Consider the following 14,972-nt stretch of genomic DNA (forward strand, 5'->3'; position numbering starts at 1 on the left):
TGAACTACTACATGATATTATATTAAAGTCGCTTCTGAACAAGGAGTGGTGAAGATATAAAAATGAACCTTGAAAACTGAACAAGCAAGACGTGAATGAATAAAACGTTTCATTTAATAGATGGAACACAATTTTGGACATCATTAAGATGCCAGCAAATGTTTTACTGTATCGAAAGCAAAAGCGGCAGATGCAAAATTTGAGCTTAACTCAAATTCTTTTTATGGAGAGTTTGATCCTGGCTCAGGACGAACGCTGGCGGCGTGCCTAATACATGCAAGTCGAGCGGGCGTTACTTTGGTGCTTGCACCGAAGTAACGCTAGCGGCGGACGGGTGAGTAACACGTGGGCAACCTACCTTGTAGATGGGGATAACTCCGGGAAACCGGTGCTAATACCGAATGATACTTTTGAACACATGTTTGAAAGTTGAAAGATGGTTCTGCTATCGCTACAGGATGGGCCCGCGGCGCATTAGCTAGTTGGTGAGGTAATGGCTCACCAAGGCGACGATGCGTAGCCGACCTGAGAGGGTGATCGGCCACACTGGGACTGAGACACGGCCCAGACTCCTACGGGAGGCAGCAGTAGGGAATCTTCCACAATGGGCGAAAGCCTGATGGAGCAACGCCGCGTGAGTGAAGAAGGTTTTCGGATCGTAAAACTCTGTTGTAAGGGAAGAACAAGTACAGTAGTAACTGGCTGTACCTTGACGGTACCTTATTAGAAAGCCACGGCTAACTACGTGCCAGCAGCCGCGGTAATACGTAGGTGGCAAGCGTTGTCCGGAATTATTGGGCGTAAAGCGCGCGCAGGCGGTTCTTTAAGTCTGATGTGAAAGCCCCCGGCTCAACCGGGGAGGGTCATTGGAAACTGGGGAACTTGAGTGCAGAAGAGGAAAGTGGAATTCCAAGTGTAGCGGTGAAATGCGTAGAGATTTGGAGGAACACCAGTGGCGAAGGCGACTTTCTGGTCTGTAACTGACGCTGAGGCGCGAAAGCGTGGGGAGCAAACAGGATTAGATACCCTGGTAGTCCACGCCGTAAACGATGAGTGCTAAGTGTTAGGGGGTTTCCGCCCCTTAGTGCTGCAGCTAACGCATTAAGCACTCCGCCTGGGGAGTACGGTCGCAAGACTGAAACTCAAAGGAATTGACGGGGGCCCGCACAAGCGGTGGAGCATGTGGTTTAATTCGAAGCAACGCGAAGAACCTTACCAGGTCTTGACATCCCGTTGACCACTATGGAGACATGGTTTTCCCTTCGGGGACAATGGTGACAGGTGGTGCATGGTTGTCGTCAGCTCGTGTCGTGAGATGTTGGGTTAAGTCCCGCAACGAGCGCAACCCTTGATCTTAGTTGCCATCATTTAGTTGGGCACTCTAAGGTGACTGCCGGTGATAAACCGGAGGAAGGTGGGGATGACGTCAAATCATCATGCCCCTTATGACCTGGGCTACACACGTGCTACAATGGACGGTACAAACGGTTGCCAACCCGCGAGGGGGAGCTAATCCGATAAAACCGTTCTCAGTTCGGATTGTAGGCTGCAACTCGCCTACATGAAGCCGGAATCGCTAGTAATCGCGGATCAGCATGCCGCGGTGAATACGTTCCCGGGCCTTGTACACACCGCCCGTCACACCACGAGAGTTTGTAACACCCGAAGTCGGTGAGGTAACCTTTTGGAGCCAGCCGCCGAAGGTGGGATAGATGATTGGGGTGAAGTCGTAACAAGGTAGCCGTATCGGAAGGTGCGGCTGGATCACCTCCTTTCTAAGGATATTTTCGGAATATCTCCAACAGGAGATACCATTCACGACTTGTACCTTTCGCTAACGCTGTTGGTACAGGAAATCTTGCTGTTCAGTTTTGAAGGTTCATCCTTTGATGAATACTTCAAACCATTGTTCTTTGAAAACTGGATAAAACGACATTGAAAGCAACAAGTTTAAAATAGATCAAGTAATTGATCGTGTAAGTTCTTAAATCTTATTTCTTTATTGAAATAAGTTGTAACTAGCAAACAAGAAGGTTTCGAGATACGAGCAAGACAAGGAAACTGCTTGAGAGAATGAAGGAGCGTACCTTTGTACGTGACTGAATGAACGAAAGTAGTTGACGCCGTATTGCGATGTAGATCGAAAGCTGTAGGTTAAGTTATTAAGGGCGCACGGTGGATGCCTTGGCACTAGGAGTCGATGAAGGACGGCACTAACACCGATATGCCTCGGGGAGCTGTAAGTAAGCTTTGATCCGGGGATTTCCGAATGGGGAAACCCACTATGTTTAATGGCATAGTATCCTTACGTGAATTCATAGCGTATGGAAGACAGACGCAGGGAACTGAAACATCTAAGTACCTGCAGGAAGAGAAAGAAAATTCGATTCCCTGAGTAGCGGCGAGCGAAACGGGAAAAGCCCAAACCAAAGAGCTTGCTCTTTGGGGTTGTAGGACACTCTATACGGAGTTACAAAGGAATGAAGTAGATGAAGCGACTTGGAAAGGTCCGCCAGAGCAGGTAAAAGCCCTGTAATCGAAAGTTCATTCCCTCCAGAGTGGATCCTGAGTACGGCGGAACACGTGAAATTCCGTCGGAATCCGGGAGGACCATCTCCCAAGGCTAAATACTCCCTAGTGACCGATAGTGAACCAGTACCGTGAGGGAAAGGTGAAAAGCACCCCGGAAGGGGAGTGAAAGAGATCCTGAAACCGTGTGCCTACAAGTAGTTAGAGCCCGTTAATGGGTGATAGCGTGCCTTTTGTAGAATGAACCGGCGAGTTACGATAACGTGCAAGGTTAAGCTGAGAAAGCGGAGCCGCAGCGAAAGCGAGTCTGAATAGGGCGAGTGAGTACGTTGTCGTAGACCCGAAACCAGGTGATCTACCCATGGCCAGGGTGAAGGTAAGGTAACACTTACTGGAGGCCCGAACCCACGCACGTTGAAAAGTGCGGGGATGAGCTGTGGGTAGCGGAGAAATTCCAATCGAACTTGGAGATAGCTGGTTCTCTCCGAAATAGCTTTAGGGCTAGCCTCGTGATAGAGAATACCGGAGGTAGAGCACTGTTTGGACTAGGGGGGCATCTCGCTTTACCGAATTCAGACAAACTCCGAATGCCGGATATTTATGCACGGGAGTCAGACTGCGAGTGATAAGATCCGTAGTCAAGAGGGAAACAGCCCAGACCACCAGCTAAGGTCCCAAAGTAATCGTTAAGTGGAAAAGGATGTGGCGTTGCTTAGACAACCAGGATGTTGGCTTAGAAGCAGCCATCATTTAAAGAGTGCGTAATAGCTCACTGGTCGAGTGACACTGCGCCGAAAATGTATCGGGGCTAAACGATTCACCGAAGCTGTGGATTGACATCTACGATGTCAGTGGTAGGAGAGCGTTCTAAGTGCGTTGAAGTCAGACCGGAAGGACTGGTGGAGCGCTTAGAAGTGAGAATGCCGGTATGAGTAGCGAAAGACGGGTGAGAATCCCGTCCACCGTATGACTAAGGTTTCCTGAGGAAGGCTCGTCCGCTCAGGGTTAGTCGGGACCTAAGCCGAGGCCGACAGGCGTAGGCGATGGACAACAGGTTGATATTCCTGTACTACCTCCCCACCGTTTGAGTAATGGGGGGACGCAGGAGGGTAGGGTAAGCAGAGCGTTGGTTGTCTCTGTTCAAGCAGTAAGGCGTGTGTGTAGGCAAATCCGCACACTGATACGTTGAGCTGTGATGACGAGTCCGTATGGACGAAGTTCCTGATCTCACACTGCCAAGAAAAGCCTCTAACGAGGTGGGAGGTACCCGTACCGCAAACCGACACAGGTAGTCGAGGAGAGAATCCTAAGGTGTGCGAGAGAACTCTCGTTAAGGAACTCGGCAAAATGACCCCGTAACTTCGGGAGAAGGGGTGCTCTTGAGCGTGCAAGCGCATGAGAGCCGCAGTGAATAGGCCCAGGCGACTGTTTAGCAAAAACACAGGTCTCTGCAAAACCGTAAGGTGACGTATAGGGGCTGACGCCTGCCCGGTGCTGGAAGGTTAAGAGGAGTGGTTAGCGCAAGCGAAGCTATGAATTGAAGCCCCAGTAAACGGCGGCCGTAACTATAACGGTCCTAAGGTAGCGAAATTCCTTGTCGGGTAAGTTCCGACCCGCACGAAAGGCGTAACGATCTGGGCACTGTCTCAACGAGAGACTCGGTGAAATTATAGTACCTGTGAAGATGCAGGTTACCCGCGACAGGACGGAAAGACCCCGTGGAGCTTTACTGTAGCTTGATATTGAATTTTGGTACAACTTGTACAGGATAGGTAGGAGCCAGAGATCTCGGAGCGCCAGCTTCGAAGGAGGCGTCGGTGGGATACTACCCTGGTTGTATTGAAATTCTAACCCATGCCCCTTAGCGGGGCAGGAGACAGTGTCAGGCGGACAGTTTGACTGGGGCGGTCGCCTCCTAAAAGGTAACGGAGGCGCCCAAAGGTTCCCTCAGAATGGTTGGAAATCATTCGTAGAGTGTAAAGGCACAAGGGAGCTTGACTGCGAGACCTACAAGTCGAGCAGGGTCGAAAGACGGGCTTAGTGATCCGGTGGTTCCGCATGGAAGGGCCATCGCTCAACGGATAAAAGCTACCCCGGGGATAACAGGCTTATCTCCCCCAAGAGTCCACATCGACGGGGAGGTTTGGCACCTCGATGTCGGCTCATCGCATCCTGGGGCTGTAGTCGGTCCCAAGGGTTGGGCTGTTCGCCCATTAAAGCGGTACGCGAGCTGGGTTCAGAACGTCGTGAGACAGTTCGGTCCCTATCCGTCGTGGGCGTAGGAAATTTGAGAGGAGCTGTCCTTAGTACGAGAGGACCGGGATGGACATACCGCTGGTGTACCAGTTGTCGTGCCAACGGCATCGCTGGGTAGCTATGTATGGACGGGATAAGTGCTGAAAGCATCTAAGCATGAAGCCCCCCTCAAGATGAGATTTCCCATTACGCAAGTAAGTAAGATCCCTCAAAGACGATGAGGTAGATAGGTTCGAGGTGGAAGTGTGGCGACACATGGAGCTGACGAATACTAATCGATCGAGGACTTAACCAACTTCTAAACTTGTTTCAATGACCGTTTATCCAGTTTTGAAAGAATAATTTCTTTCCAATTTAATACGGTGAAGTGATGATGGCAAAGAGGTCACACCCGTTCCCATACCGAACACGGAAGTTAAGCTCTTTAGCGCCGATGGTAGTTGGGGGTTTCCCCCTGTGAGAGTAGGACATCGCTTCGCAACAATAAGACCACTGAATATTCAGTGGTTTTTTTGTGCATAGAATGGGAAATCTCCAACTATCAAAGACCGAAAGGTCAAGTCGGCGCGGTATCGATAGCAAACAATTGCACTTTCCTTTATGCGAACCTGACATGAAGCAGTGCAGTGGAGCGGTGGAGTTCAAGGCGCCAAGGCGTGCGGAGCGGAATGTACATGGTACATGAGCACCGTAAGCGCCGCGGGCAACGAAGGAATCCGTCACTCCACTGTGCTGCGCTGAGAGTGCCGATGGTAGTTGGGGGTGCCCCCTGTGAGAGTAGGACATCGCTTCGCAACAATGAGACCACTGAATACTCAGTGGTTTTTTTGTGCATAGAATGGGAAATCTCCAACTACCAAAGACCGAAAGGTTAGGTCGGCGCGGTATCGATAGCAAACAATCGTATTTTCCTTGAAGCGAATCAAAAAAGAAGCAGTGCAGTGGCGTGGTGGAGTTCAAGGCGCCAAGGCGTGCGGAGCGGAATGTACTGTGTACATGAGCACCGTAAGCGCCGCAGGCAACGAAGAAATCCACCGTGCCCCTGTGAGAGTAGGACATCGCTTCACAACAATGAGACCACTGAATATTCAGCGGTTTTTTAAAGGCGTTTGAATTATTATTCAAACTGTTTCAAATAAAAACCCTCCACCTAGATAGTAAAGGTGGTACTGTTTCCTGATAGAAATATCAAAGTTACTGATAGAATATAGAAATTTGCTGATAGAATATAAAAACTTACTGATAGCAGTGCGAAATTTACCGATAGACTTTGCCATAAACACTAAATGTTTAAGCATTCTATATTGTGAATTATAAAGAAGGTAAAATAATTCTCTTCATGTTATACTTTTCCGTAACTTTAATAATTGAAGGGGGTTTTATTTTGCTTGCATGGAATAGCGATGTATGGGGAAAGTTGATGGGACCGTATGGCACAGGGGAAAATGTGCCAGCATTATTGCAGCAATTAATACAAAACTATGATCAAGAAATAGCAGACGAACTTTTTGAAGAATATTTGTTTCATCAAAATACAATTTATACAATTACATATGCAGTTGTACCTTACTTAGTACAGATCGCTTGTTCAATAAAAGACCCAGAGGTGCGACATAATTTATTTATTACATGTGGTGTTATTGAGGCGAGTCGCAACGACAATGATGTAGAGCCATTTCCTGCAGATTGGACAGCACTAGCTGAGCAGGTAGGAGCATCAATTTGTGAGGAGATTTACAGTGAATATATTAAAGCAATACATGAGATAGCATTGCTATGGGAAGAAGTATTTGCATATGCTTATACTTTAGAAGATTCAGAGAAACGTTATGTGCTTGTTGCTGATGCAGCATACAGAGGTGCACATCAAGTGGCAAATATACTAATGACATTTGTGGACGAGTATATTGTTGTATGTCCAATGTGTAAGCAAGAAGCCTATTTGTGGCCTAATGATAGGCACGGCTGTATAGAGGCTTTTGCACAAGACCCTGTGTTTGAAGAGGAGCAAGAGGCTCATCCAGTTATTCCTATAGATGAATTTTTAGATGTGGAACAAGCGATGTTATCAGAAAGAGTAGCAATGATTGATGAAAAAGAGCTTACTCGTGATTTACCGTATTTGGCTGGCGAAGTAGATTGTCCTTCTTGTGGTACCAAGATAGAAATTTGGCGAGCATTGCTAGAGCATTTTTAAGCAGAAGGGGGATGTATTGATGAATGTTTCTTCTTGGATAAAGTCATTAACAACGTTTAAAATTGATTCAAAATATGCTGATGTCAGTGAGATCGATTACTATTTGGAGCAAAGGGACGAAGAACCATTCGATTCACAATGGATGAAGGTACATAATAATTTTACAGCAATTATTGAAAGCTTGGACAATAAAGAAGTAAAAAGGCAATTAGAGGAGCTACAGAGCCTTGCTCAAGAGCAATTTTACAAAACTATTATCAAGCAGACGGGTCACCCGGATTTGGCTGCTTATTTATCAGATGATATTTATTTGATTGTTGGGTATCTTGCTACTGGTCATTCCAATGATTTTGTTTTTGCAATGAAAGAGAGCTATGACCATGGCGCTTTCCCAAAGATTTGAGGGGAATTTAAGTGAGAAAAACAGAAATTGTTCCTTGGACAAAAGAATGGGATAAATTATACATGATAGAAGCTGAAATACTGAGCAGAATCTTTGAGCATGAAATAATAAATATCTTTCATATAGGTAGCACATCTGTACAAGCAATAGGCTATGCAAAACCAATAATAGATATTTTAATTGTAGTTAAAAATATCAGAAATATTGATAGATATAACGATAAAATGCTAGATTTTGAATATGAAGCAAAAGGTGAAAATGGGATAACTGGTAGAAAGTATTTTGTGAAGGGTAAAAAGAAAAGAACGCATCATGTTCATATTTTTCAAATAGGAAATGAGAATATTAACAAGCATTTACAATTTAAAAACTATTTAATTTATCATCATCAAGAAGCAAAAAAATATGGAGATTTAAAGATAGCATTGGCGAAGAAATTTCCGAATAATACATATCAATATCAAAAAGGTAAGGAAGCGTTTATGAATAATCTTGTAGTAAAGGCATTGGAATGGGAAGTGAAATAGTATATTATTGGTGCTATAGTATAAATAATCATATTTAATGAGGTGTTCAAATTGAGTAAAATATACAAAAGCTTCATTGGGTGTATGTTAATAGTAATGCTAGTCATGATGATTGGTGATAAAGCTATGGCGGCGAATAGTGCGCCGGCTGGTGTAATTGTCAATGGGAAATCAGTTGTTTTCACAAGCAAAACAGGCTATCCATATGCTGATAAAAAGGGAATTAATATGGTGCCTTTCAATCCAATAATGAAAGCAACGGGGGCAGCGATTGGATTTGATAAGGCAAATAATACGGCTATCGTAGTGACAGAGCATGATCGAATTGAGGTACCTGTTGGTGAAAGCTATTTTTACAACAATAATACAGAGATAGCTTTGGGAGCGGTTGCAGTAAAGAAAGATGGTAAAGTTTATGTGCCTTTCAAGGCCTTAAAAGCCATTTTAGAGTCAGCAGATTTTACAGTGGAATGGGATAAAAAAACAAAAACAATCAATGCCTATACTTTTAAATTTAATAAGAATGAGTATGTCCCATATTCGACATCAAGTGCAAAAACACTTGTCACAGAAGTTTTAAAAGGGAATGTTGTTTATATAAAAGGAAAATACTATGCAACGCCTAAATATGTGAAAATGCTGACGAATACAGAGGTTATATATCTTAGCGATGATTTAAACAAAGCTATTTATCCAGAATATAATAGATACTCATTCTCATCATCATCTGATTTTGAATATATACCAAAAGATTGGGTATCTATAACTAACTTGGTCGAAAATGGGATTTCATTTGCGGCATATGGTGCGAATCGTTATGGTCCTGAACGAAAAGAATTCTATTCAGTAGGGAGAACGGGTGTTGTTATTATCTATAAAATGCCGAGTTTACCAGATGATTTCATGACGAATCCAGTTCCAGGAGTGTATGAAGGCATTACAATTAAAGTTGAAAGAGGGAAGATTTATTTTAAACAAGAAGATTTGATTAAATATAATATTTTAAAAGAACCAATTTTCTAAACAATGCTTATTAAGCACAACTAAGCGTATCTTAAAAAACCTGAGCAGTTAAATCGCTCAGGTTTTTTATTATTACTCAACTGCTAAATGTTGCTGTAGATTATTGCTAACATCCATTAATTCTTGCTCATCAAATAGATAGTACCACAGTGTGTCGATTCGTTGACCATCTCCTTTTTCGAATTGGAGCTGATCGATGTCCTTATTTAAATTAGAATAAAGCTTTTGCAATTGATACAAATTGTTCATTGGAAAATTCATTTGTACGTTATCGCCTAGCACATCGAAAATATCGTTTAGCTTTAATAACGTAGATGGACTTGCTGCTTTTGCTGCGATCGCTTCAATTAATTGCTTTTGGCGCAATTGTCTGCCAAAATCACCGCGCGGGTCTTCGTAGCGAATACGTGTGAAAATAAGCGCTTCTTCACCGTCTAGTGTCACTTCACCTTTAGGGAATGTGTATTGTTGATGGGATAAATCGATATCGTTATTGACTGTAACGCCACCTAAGACATCAATAATTTGTAAAAACCCTTCCATATTTACGGCTATATAATAATCAATAGGTATATTTAAAATATTTTCTACTGTCGCAATGGACATCGGAATGCCACCTCGTGCATAAGCGTGATTAATTTTTTCAACAGTGTTGTTGCCAACAATTTCGACACGAGCATCGCGTGGAATGCTTAACATTTTCACACTTTTTTTCTCTGGATTTACGGTGACGACAATCATAGTGTCTGTTCTACCTGTATCATGTTCACGTTCATCGATGCCTAATAGCAGAACAGAAAATGGGTCGATATGAGGAAGCTTATCTGAAACGGCGACTTCAGTGTTATTAGGGTGATCCTGCTTTTGCATTTTTTCTACAGCTTTTTGGAAGGAGTAGTATGTGTATGCACCGTAGCTAGCTGCTCCGATGATGAATAGGACAATTAAATATAATACAACCTTTTTCCATGTCTGCATTTTAGGTTTTGTTCGTTTTTGCATATCTAATCTCCATTCGTTTTACTGAAACATATAGACGTTATTAGTATAGATAAGTTTCTTCTTTTTGAAACGAAAATTTTCAGCATTCGTCAAATATGGAAAGGAGGCTCTAGAAATGAAACGGAAAATAATGGCGAGTTGTATATTAATTGTATGTGTTGTGACAGTGATAACTGGTGTTTCTTATATTCCGCAAAAGCTAATCAAGATTGATGCAAAAGACGTGGTGAAAATCGAAATGACAAATGGTCATACAGGGCAACATGTAGAAATTACGAATCGAGAGCAAATTTCACAGCTGTTAACAAGCTTGAGCAAGCTTACAATACAAAAGGAGCAATCTGCAAAAGATTTAAAGGGATATCATTATTCATTAAAGCTTTATACAGAAAAAGGTAAAGGGCAACAATTTACAATGACTGAACCTAATACAATCATTTATAACAAGGCACTTTATAAAATAAAAGGAAGCTCCATTGATGTGGCATATCTCGAACGCTTATTTTGATTCAAGGGCGTCTAAACATCTGAAGAAATTACACTGAGGCATAATAGCTTTACAGAAGTGACAAACATTTGACACATTTTCATGGTATAGTAGAAACAGCATATATGATTGGAAGGATGAAAACGATTGTCAAAGAAACAAGTTTGGTATGAGGTACAGGAGGATGAAACGATTGAGCAATGTCTACAGAGAATGAGCGAGGATGGTTATTCTGTATGTGGGCGGAAAGAGGAGCCTTTGTTTCATTTAGTGGATGGTGAACCTACGTACTTGCGCCAAAAAATACAATTTAAAGGTATACTACGAGAAGAATAGTTCTAAAACACGAACATTATTGTTTTCTGAAAATTTATCGTTCGCATTTTTGCGTTGCTTTTATAGAAAATGCTTGATAAAATATGAACAAGAAAACATTTACCCTCATATATGCTAAAGGATATGGCTTTAGTGTTTCTACCCGGTACCGTAAATTCCGGACTATGTAGGGAAGCAACTATTCACATTGGGAATGGAATAAGGAAAGCAAAGTTCTTTTCGTGTTCAATCCTTGAGTAGTTTGCTTTCTAGTACATAGAAAGCAAACTGTTCGAGGATTTTTTTAATTCAAATTATTAAGGAGTGCGAATAATGAGTCCTAAAATTGGCGTTATTATGGGAAGTTCTAGCGATTGGGAAACGATGAAGCATGCATGCGATATATTGGAAGAGCTACAAGTGCCTTATGAAAAACAAGTAGTGTCAGCACATCGTACACCTGATTTAATGTTTGAGTATGCAGAGGCAGCACGAGGACGCGGCATTCAAGTAATTATTGCAGGTGCTGGAGGTGCAGCACATTTACCAGGGATGGTAGCGGCAAAAACAACATTGCCAGTAATCGGCGTTCCAGTGCAATCAAAAGCATTAAACGGTTTAGATTCTTTATTATCCATCGTTCAAATGCCGGGTGGTGTGCCTGTTGCAACGGTAGCGATTGGTAAAGCTGGTGCAACGAATGCAGGCTTATTAGCGGCACAAATTTTATCTACAACAGATACAGAGCTTGCAGAGCGTTTGGAAAAACGTCGTGAAACAATTAAAGCACAAGTGTTAGAAAGCACAGGTGAACTACAGTGACGAAAGTTATTTATCCAGGGCAAACAATCGGCATTATTGGTGGCGGTCAATTAGGGCGTATGATGGCTTTAGCAGCAAAGGAAGCAGGCTTTAAAATTGCTGTTTTAGAGCCTGCAATGGATTCACCATGTGGACAAGTTGCTGATATTAGAATTGTAGCGGCATATGATGATGAAGCAGCATTGGAAGAATTAGCGGAAGTGAGCGATGTTATCACATATGAATTTGAAAATATTGATTATGAAGGCTTAAAGCGATTAACGCAAATTGCTTATGTGCCACAAGGTGCGGAGCTTGTACGTATTACCCAAAACCGCGTAACGGAAAAGGCAGCAATTGTGGAGGCAGGTTGTCCTGTAGCACCTTATGTTGTAGCAGAAAGCTACGAAGAGCTTGTGGCGCAAATTGATACAATCGGTTATCCGTGCATCGTGAAAACAGCGCGCGGGGGCTATGATGGAAAAGGACAACAGCTTTTAAAATCAGCAGACGATTTATTATTAGTGAAAGGATTATTTGAACATTCTGTATGTATTGCAGAAGGCTTTGTTCCTTTTGAAAAAGAAATCTCAGTCATTGTGCAACGCAATGGGCAAGGACAAACGTGCTGCTTACCTGTTGGTGAAAATATTCATGTGCATCATATTTTACATGAAACGATTGTACCAGCACGCATTGCAGAAACGACTTATGAAAAAGCGACAGAAGCAGCGACAAAAATTGCTGATTCTTTAAAGCTAGTTGGTACATTGGCTGTGGAAATGTTTGTTTTAGAAAATGGCGAGCTGGTCATTAATGAGCTAGCACCAAGACCGCATAATTCAGGGCATTATTCAATTGAGGCGTGTAATATTTCGCAATTTGGACAACATATTCGTGCGGTATGTGGTTGGCCATTACGTCAGCCGAAGCTATGGGCACCAACCGTTTCAATTAATATTTTAGGGCAGCATGTCATTCCATTAACAAATTCAATTGCGAAATATCCAGATTGGTCTGTGCATCTTTATGGAAAATCAGAAGCAAAAGTGAATCGTAAAATGGGGCATGTTACAATTATGACAGAGTCGATTGAGACGACACTACAGCAAATTCAAAACTCTGGCATTTGGTCAGAATAAAGGGAGCAAAACAACAATGATTGAACGTTACACAAGACCAGAAATGGGCGCAATTTGGACAGAACAAAACAAATACCAAGCATGGTTAGAAGTCGAGATTTTAGCATGTGAAGCATGGGCTGAAATCGGTGATATTCCAACAGAGGATGTAGCGAAAATTCGCGCAAATGCTTCATTTGATGTCAACCGCATTTTGGAAATTGAAGAAGAAACGCGCCATGATGTAGTAGCGTTCACACGTGCTGTATCTGAAACGCTTGGTGAAGAGCGCAAATGGGTACATTATGGACTGACTTCAACAGATGTTGTAGATACAGCACTTTCTTATTTAATTAAACAGGCCAACGACATTTTACGTAAAGATTTACACAACTTTATTGACATTATTGCTGAAAAGGCAAAAGAGCATAAATACACGGTAATGATGGGACGTACACATGGTGTCCATGCGGAGCCAACGACATTTGGCTTGAAGCTTGCGCTATGGCATGAGGAAATGAAACGTAATTTGGAACGCTTTGAGGCTGCGGCGAAAATTATCGAAACAGGTAAAATGAGCGGGGCTGTTGGCACATATGCCAATATTGATCCTCGTGTAGAGCAATATGTGTGTGACAAGCTAGGATTAGCGGCTGCACCAATTTCAACACAAACATTACAGCGCGACCGTCATGCACAATATTTCGCAACGCTATCATTAATTGCTACATCAGTTGAAAAGTTTGCGACAGAGGTGCGTGGCTTACAAAAATCAGAGCAGCGTGAAGTAGAGGAAGCGTTTGGCAAAGGACAAAAAGGCTCATCAGCAATGCCACATAAACGCAATCCAATCGGCTCAGAAAATATGACAGGGATGGCAAGATTAATGCGCGGCTATATGCTAACGGCTTATGAAAATGTAGCACTATGGCATGAGCGTGATATTTCCCATTCATCTGCGGAACGCGTTATTATCCCAGATGCAACTATTACATTGAACTATATGTTAAACCGTTTTGGTAATATTGTGAAAAACTTAACGGTATTCCCTGAAAATATGAAGCGCAACATGGATCGCACATTTGGTCTTATTTATTCACAGCGCATTTTATTAGCTTTGATTGATAAAGGTTTAGCACGTGAAGAAGCATATGATACAGTGCAGCCATTAACAGCGCGCGCATGGGATGAGCAAACGGCATTCCGCCCATTAGTAGAAGCGAGCGACAAAATCACAGCGCATTTATCGCCAGCAGAAATTGATGATTGCTTTGACTATAACTATCATATTCAACATGTTGATATGATTTTTGAACGATTAGGCTTAAATTAATCGCAGGGGGAATCCGCAATGAATAAAGGTCAGCTATTATACGAAGGTAAGGCAAAACGATTATATGCAACTGAGGATGACAACATTCTTTTTGTAGCATATAAAGATAGCGCAACAGCATTTAATGGTGAGAAAAAAGAGGAAATTCAAGGTAAAGGCATTTTAAATAATCGCATTACAACGCTTATTTTTGAAAAGCTGCAAGCACAAGGCATTGCTTCACATTTCATTAAAAGCTTATCTGATAATGAACAGCTTGTGCGCAAAGTAGATATTATCCCTATCGAAGTAGTTGTGCGCAATATTGCAGCAGGGAGCCTAGCGAAACGTCTAGGCTTTGAAGAGGGTATGCCGCTTGTACGTCCAATTGTGGAATTTTACTACAAGGATGATGAGCTAGGCGATCCATTGATAACGACGGAGCATATTGATGTGCTCGGTATTGCTACAGCGCAGCAAGTACAAGCATTATATGATAATAGCTTGCGAGTAAATGAAGTGTTGCGTCCAATTTTTGAAGAGGTTGGCGTTATATTAGTAGATTTTAAGCTAGAGTTTGGTATTGCTGCAGAGGGCGAAGTATTATTAGCAGATGAAATTTCACCAGATACATGTCGTTTATGGGATGCCGAAACAAAACGTAAGCTAGACAAAGACGTATTCCGCCGTGATTTAGGTAGTTTAACAGAAGTATATGAAATTATTTTAACTAAACTTGGAGGCAACTAATCATGAAAAAAGTAAAAATTTACGTAACACTAAAAGAAAGTATTTTAGATCCACAAGGCTCAGCAGTTCAAGGCTCTTTAAAGAAAATAGGCTATGAGGAAGTAGCGGACTTACGTATCGGGAAATATTTAGAGTTAACAATCGGTGAGACAACGCGTGATATCGATACAATCGTTAAAGAAATGTGTGAAAAAGTGTTAACAAACACAGTAATCGAAAACTATCGCTATGAAGTCGAGGAGGCTTAAT

The 14,972-nt window shown here is 42.4% G+C and carries 12 protein-coding genes, 3 rRNA genes and 1 riboswitch; of the genes, 14 read left to right on the top strand and 1 reads right to left on the bottom strand.

Features of this window, described 5'->3' with window-relative positions; translation table 11 throughout:
* Nucleotides 1–220 precede the first annotated feature (220 nt).
* From R6U77_RS08295 to R6U77_RS08325, 7 genes are all read left to right on the top strand, one after another.
* Nucleotides 221–1,775, top strand: a 16S ribosomal RNA gene (locus tag R6U77_RS08295).
* A 377-nt stretch (nt 1,776–2,152) separates the two neighbouring features.
* A 23S ribosomal RNA gene (locus R6U77_RS08300) occupies nt 2,153–5,080 on the top strand.
* A 68-nt stretch (nt 5,081–5,148) separates the two neighbouring features.
* Nucleotides 5,149–5,264 (top strand): 5S ribosomal RNA (gene rrf, locus R6U77_RS08305).
* The 16S, 23S and 5S rRNA genes sit together here, the layout of an rRNA operon.
* Nucleotides 5,265–6,169: 905 nt before the next feature.
* Nucleotides 6,170–6,982 (top strand): hypothetical protein, encoded by an 813-nt coding sequence (locus R6U77_RS08310; RefSeq protein ID WP_319838120.1) that lies wholly within the window; start codon nt 6,170–6,172, stop codon nt 6,980–6,982.
* Between the two features lie 19 nt (nt 6,983–7,001).
* On the top strand, nt 7,002–7,385 hold the full coding sequence (locus R6U77_RS08315; RefSeq protein WP_293923932.1) for a hypothetical protein: 384 nt from the start codon (nt 7,002–7,004) through the stop codon (nt 7,383–7,385).
* Nucleotides 7,386–7,396: 11 nt separating this feature from the next.
* On the top strand, nt 7,397–7,912 hold the full coding sequence (locus R6U77_RS08320) for a GrpB family protein (RefSeq protein WP_319838121.1): 516 nt from the start codon (nt 7,397–7,399) through the stop codon (nt 7,910–7,912).
* A gap of 51 nt (nt 7,913–7,963) precedes the next feature.
* Entirely contained in the window at nt 7,964–8,935 is a 972-nt protein-coding gene (locus tag R6U77_RS08325) for a stalk domain-containing protein (protein WP_319838122.1), read from the top strand.
* A gap of 72 nt (nt 8,936–9,007) precedes the next feature.
* Here the strand turns inward: R6U77_RS08325 and R6U77_RS08330 are convergent, their stop codons facing one another.
* On the bottom strand, nt 9,008–9,937 hold the full coding sequence (locus R6U77_RS08330; protein ID WP_293923926.1) for an LCP family glycopolymer transferase: 930 nt from the start codon (nt 9,935–9,937) through the stop codon (nt 9,008–9,010).
* Between the two features lie 115 nt (nt 9,938–10,052).
* Here R6U77_RS08330 and R6U77_RS08335 point away from each other — a divergent pair, with 115 nt between their 5' ends.
* From R6U77_RS08335 to purS, 7 genes are all read left to right on the top strand, one after another.
* A complete protein-coding gene (locus R6U77_RS08335; RefSeq protein ID WP_319838123.1) occupies nt 10,053–10,445 on the top strand; it encodes a DUF5301 domain-containing protein in 393 nt (130 codons plus the stop codon).
* A gap of 126 nt (nt 10,446–10,571) precedes the next feature.
* The gene (locus tag R6U77_RS08340; RefSeq protein WP_293923923.1) at nt 10,572–10,760 is read left to right on the top strand and encodes an NETI motif-containing protein; all 189 of its coding nucleotides are present in this window, start codon (nt 10,572–10,574) and stop codon (nt 10,758–10,760) included.
* An 85-nt stretch (nt 10,761–10,845) separates the two neighbouring features.
* Nucleotides 10,846–10,945, top strand: a riboswitch (purine riboswitch).
* 127 nt (nt 10,946–11,072) lie between these two features.
* On the top strand, nt 11,073–11,561 hold the full coding sequence (gene purE / locus R6U77_RS08345) for a 5-(carboxyamino)imidazole ribonucleotide mutase (RefSeq protein ID WP_293923920.1): 489 nt from the start codon (nt 11,073–11,075) through the stop codon (nt 11,559–11,561).
* Nucleotides 11,558–12,682, top strand: coding sequence for a 5-(carboxyamino)imidazole ribonucleotide synthase (purK, locus tag R6U77_RS08350; RefSeq protein WP_319838124.1), 1,125 nt, complete (start codon nt 11,558–11,560; stop codon nt 12,680–12,682). The genes purE and purK overlap by 4 nt, the downstream gene beginning before the upstream one ends.
* A 16-nt stretch (nt 12,683–12,698) precedes the next feature.
* Entirely contained in the window at nt 12,699–13,994 is a 1,296-nt protein-coding gene (gene purB, locus R6U77_RS08355) for an adenylosuccinate lyase (RefSeq protein WP_319838125.1), read from the top strand.
* A gap of 18 nt (nt 13,995–14,012) precedes the next feature.
* Nucleotides 14,013–14,723: a phosphoribosylaminoimidazolesuccinocarboxamide synthase gene (gene purC, locus R6U77_RS08360; protein ID WP_319838126.1), complete on the top strand. Its 711-nt coding sequence runs from the start codon at nt 14,013–14,015 to the stop codon at nt 14,721–14,723.
* A 2-nt stretch (nt 14,724–14,725) separates the two neighbouring features.
* Nucleotides 14,726–14,971: a phosphoribosylformylglycinamidine synthase subunit PurS gene (purS, locus tag R6U77_RS08365; RefSeq protein ID WP_293923911.1), complete on the top strand. Its 246-nt coding sequence runs from the start codon at nt 14,726–14,728 to the stop codon at nt 14,969–14,971.
* The last annotated feature ends 1 nt before the right edge of the window (nt 14,972 follow it).

The sequence above is a fragment of the Lysinibacillus louembei genome, from assembly GCF_033880585.1.
GTDB classification, from domain to species: Bacteria; Bacillota; Bacilli; order Bacillales_A; family Planococcaceae; genus Metasolibacillus; species Metasolibacillus louembei.

Coding starts and splice junctions, on each gene's coding strand:
- R6U77_RS08315 (WP_293923932.1), top strand. CDS start 7,002: ATGAATGTTTCTTCTTGGATAAAGTCATTAACAACGTTTAAAATTGAT.
- R6U77_RS08330 (WP_293923926.1), bottom strand. CDS start 9,937: ATGCAAAAACGAACAAAACCTAAAATGCAGACATGGAAAAAGGTTGTA.
- R6U77_RS08335 (WP_319838123.1), top strand. CDS start 10,053: ATGAAACGGAAAATAATGGCGAGTTGTATATTAATTGTATGTGTTGTG.
- purE (WP_293923920.1), top strand. CDS start 11,073: ATGAGTCCTAAAATTGGCGTTATTATGGGAAGTTCTAGCGATTGGGAA.
- purB (WP_319838125.1), top strand. CDS start 12,699: ATGATTGAACGTTACACAAGACCAGAAATGGGCGCAATTTGGACAGAA.
- purC (WP_319838126.1), top strand. CDS start 14,013: ATGAATAAAGGTCAGCTATTATACGAAGGTAAGGCAAAACGATTATAT.
- purS (WP_293923911.1), top strand. CDS start 14,726: ATGAAAAAAGTAAAAATTTACGTAACACTAAAAGAAAGTATTTTAGAT.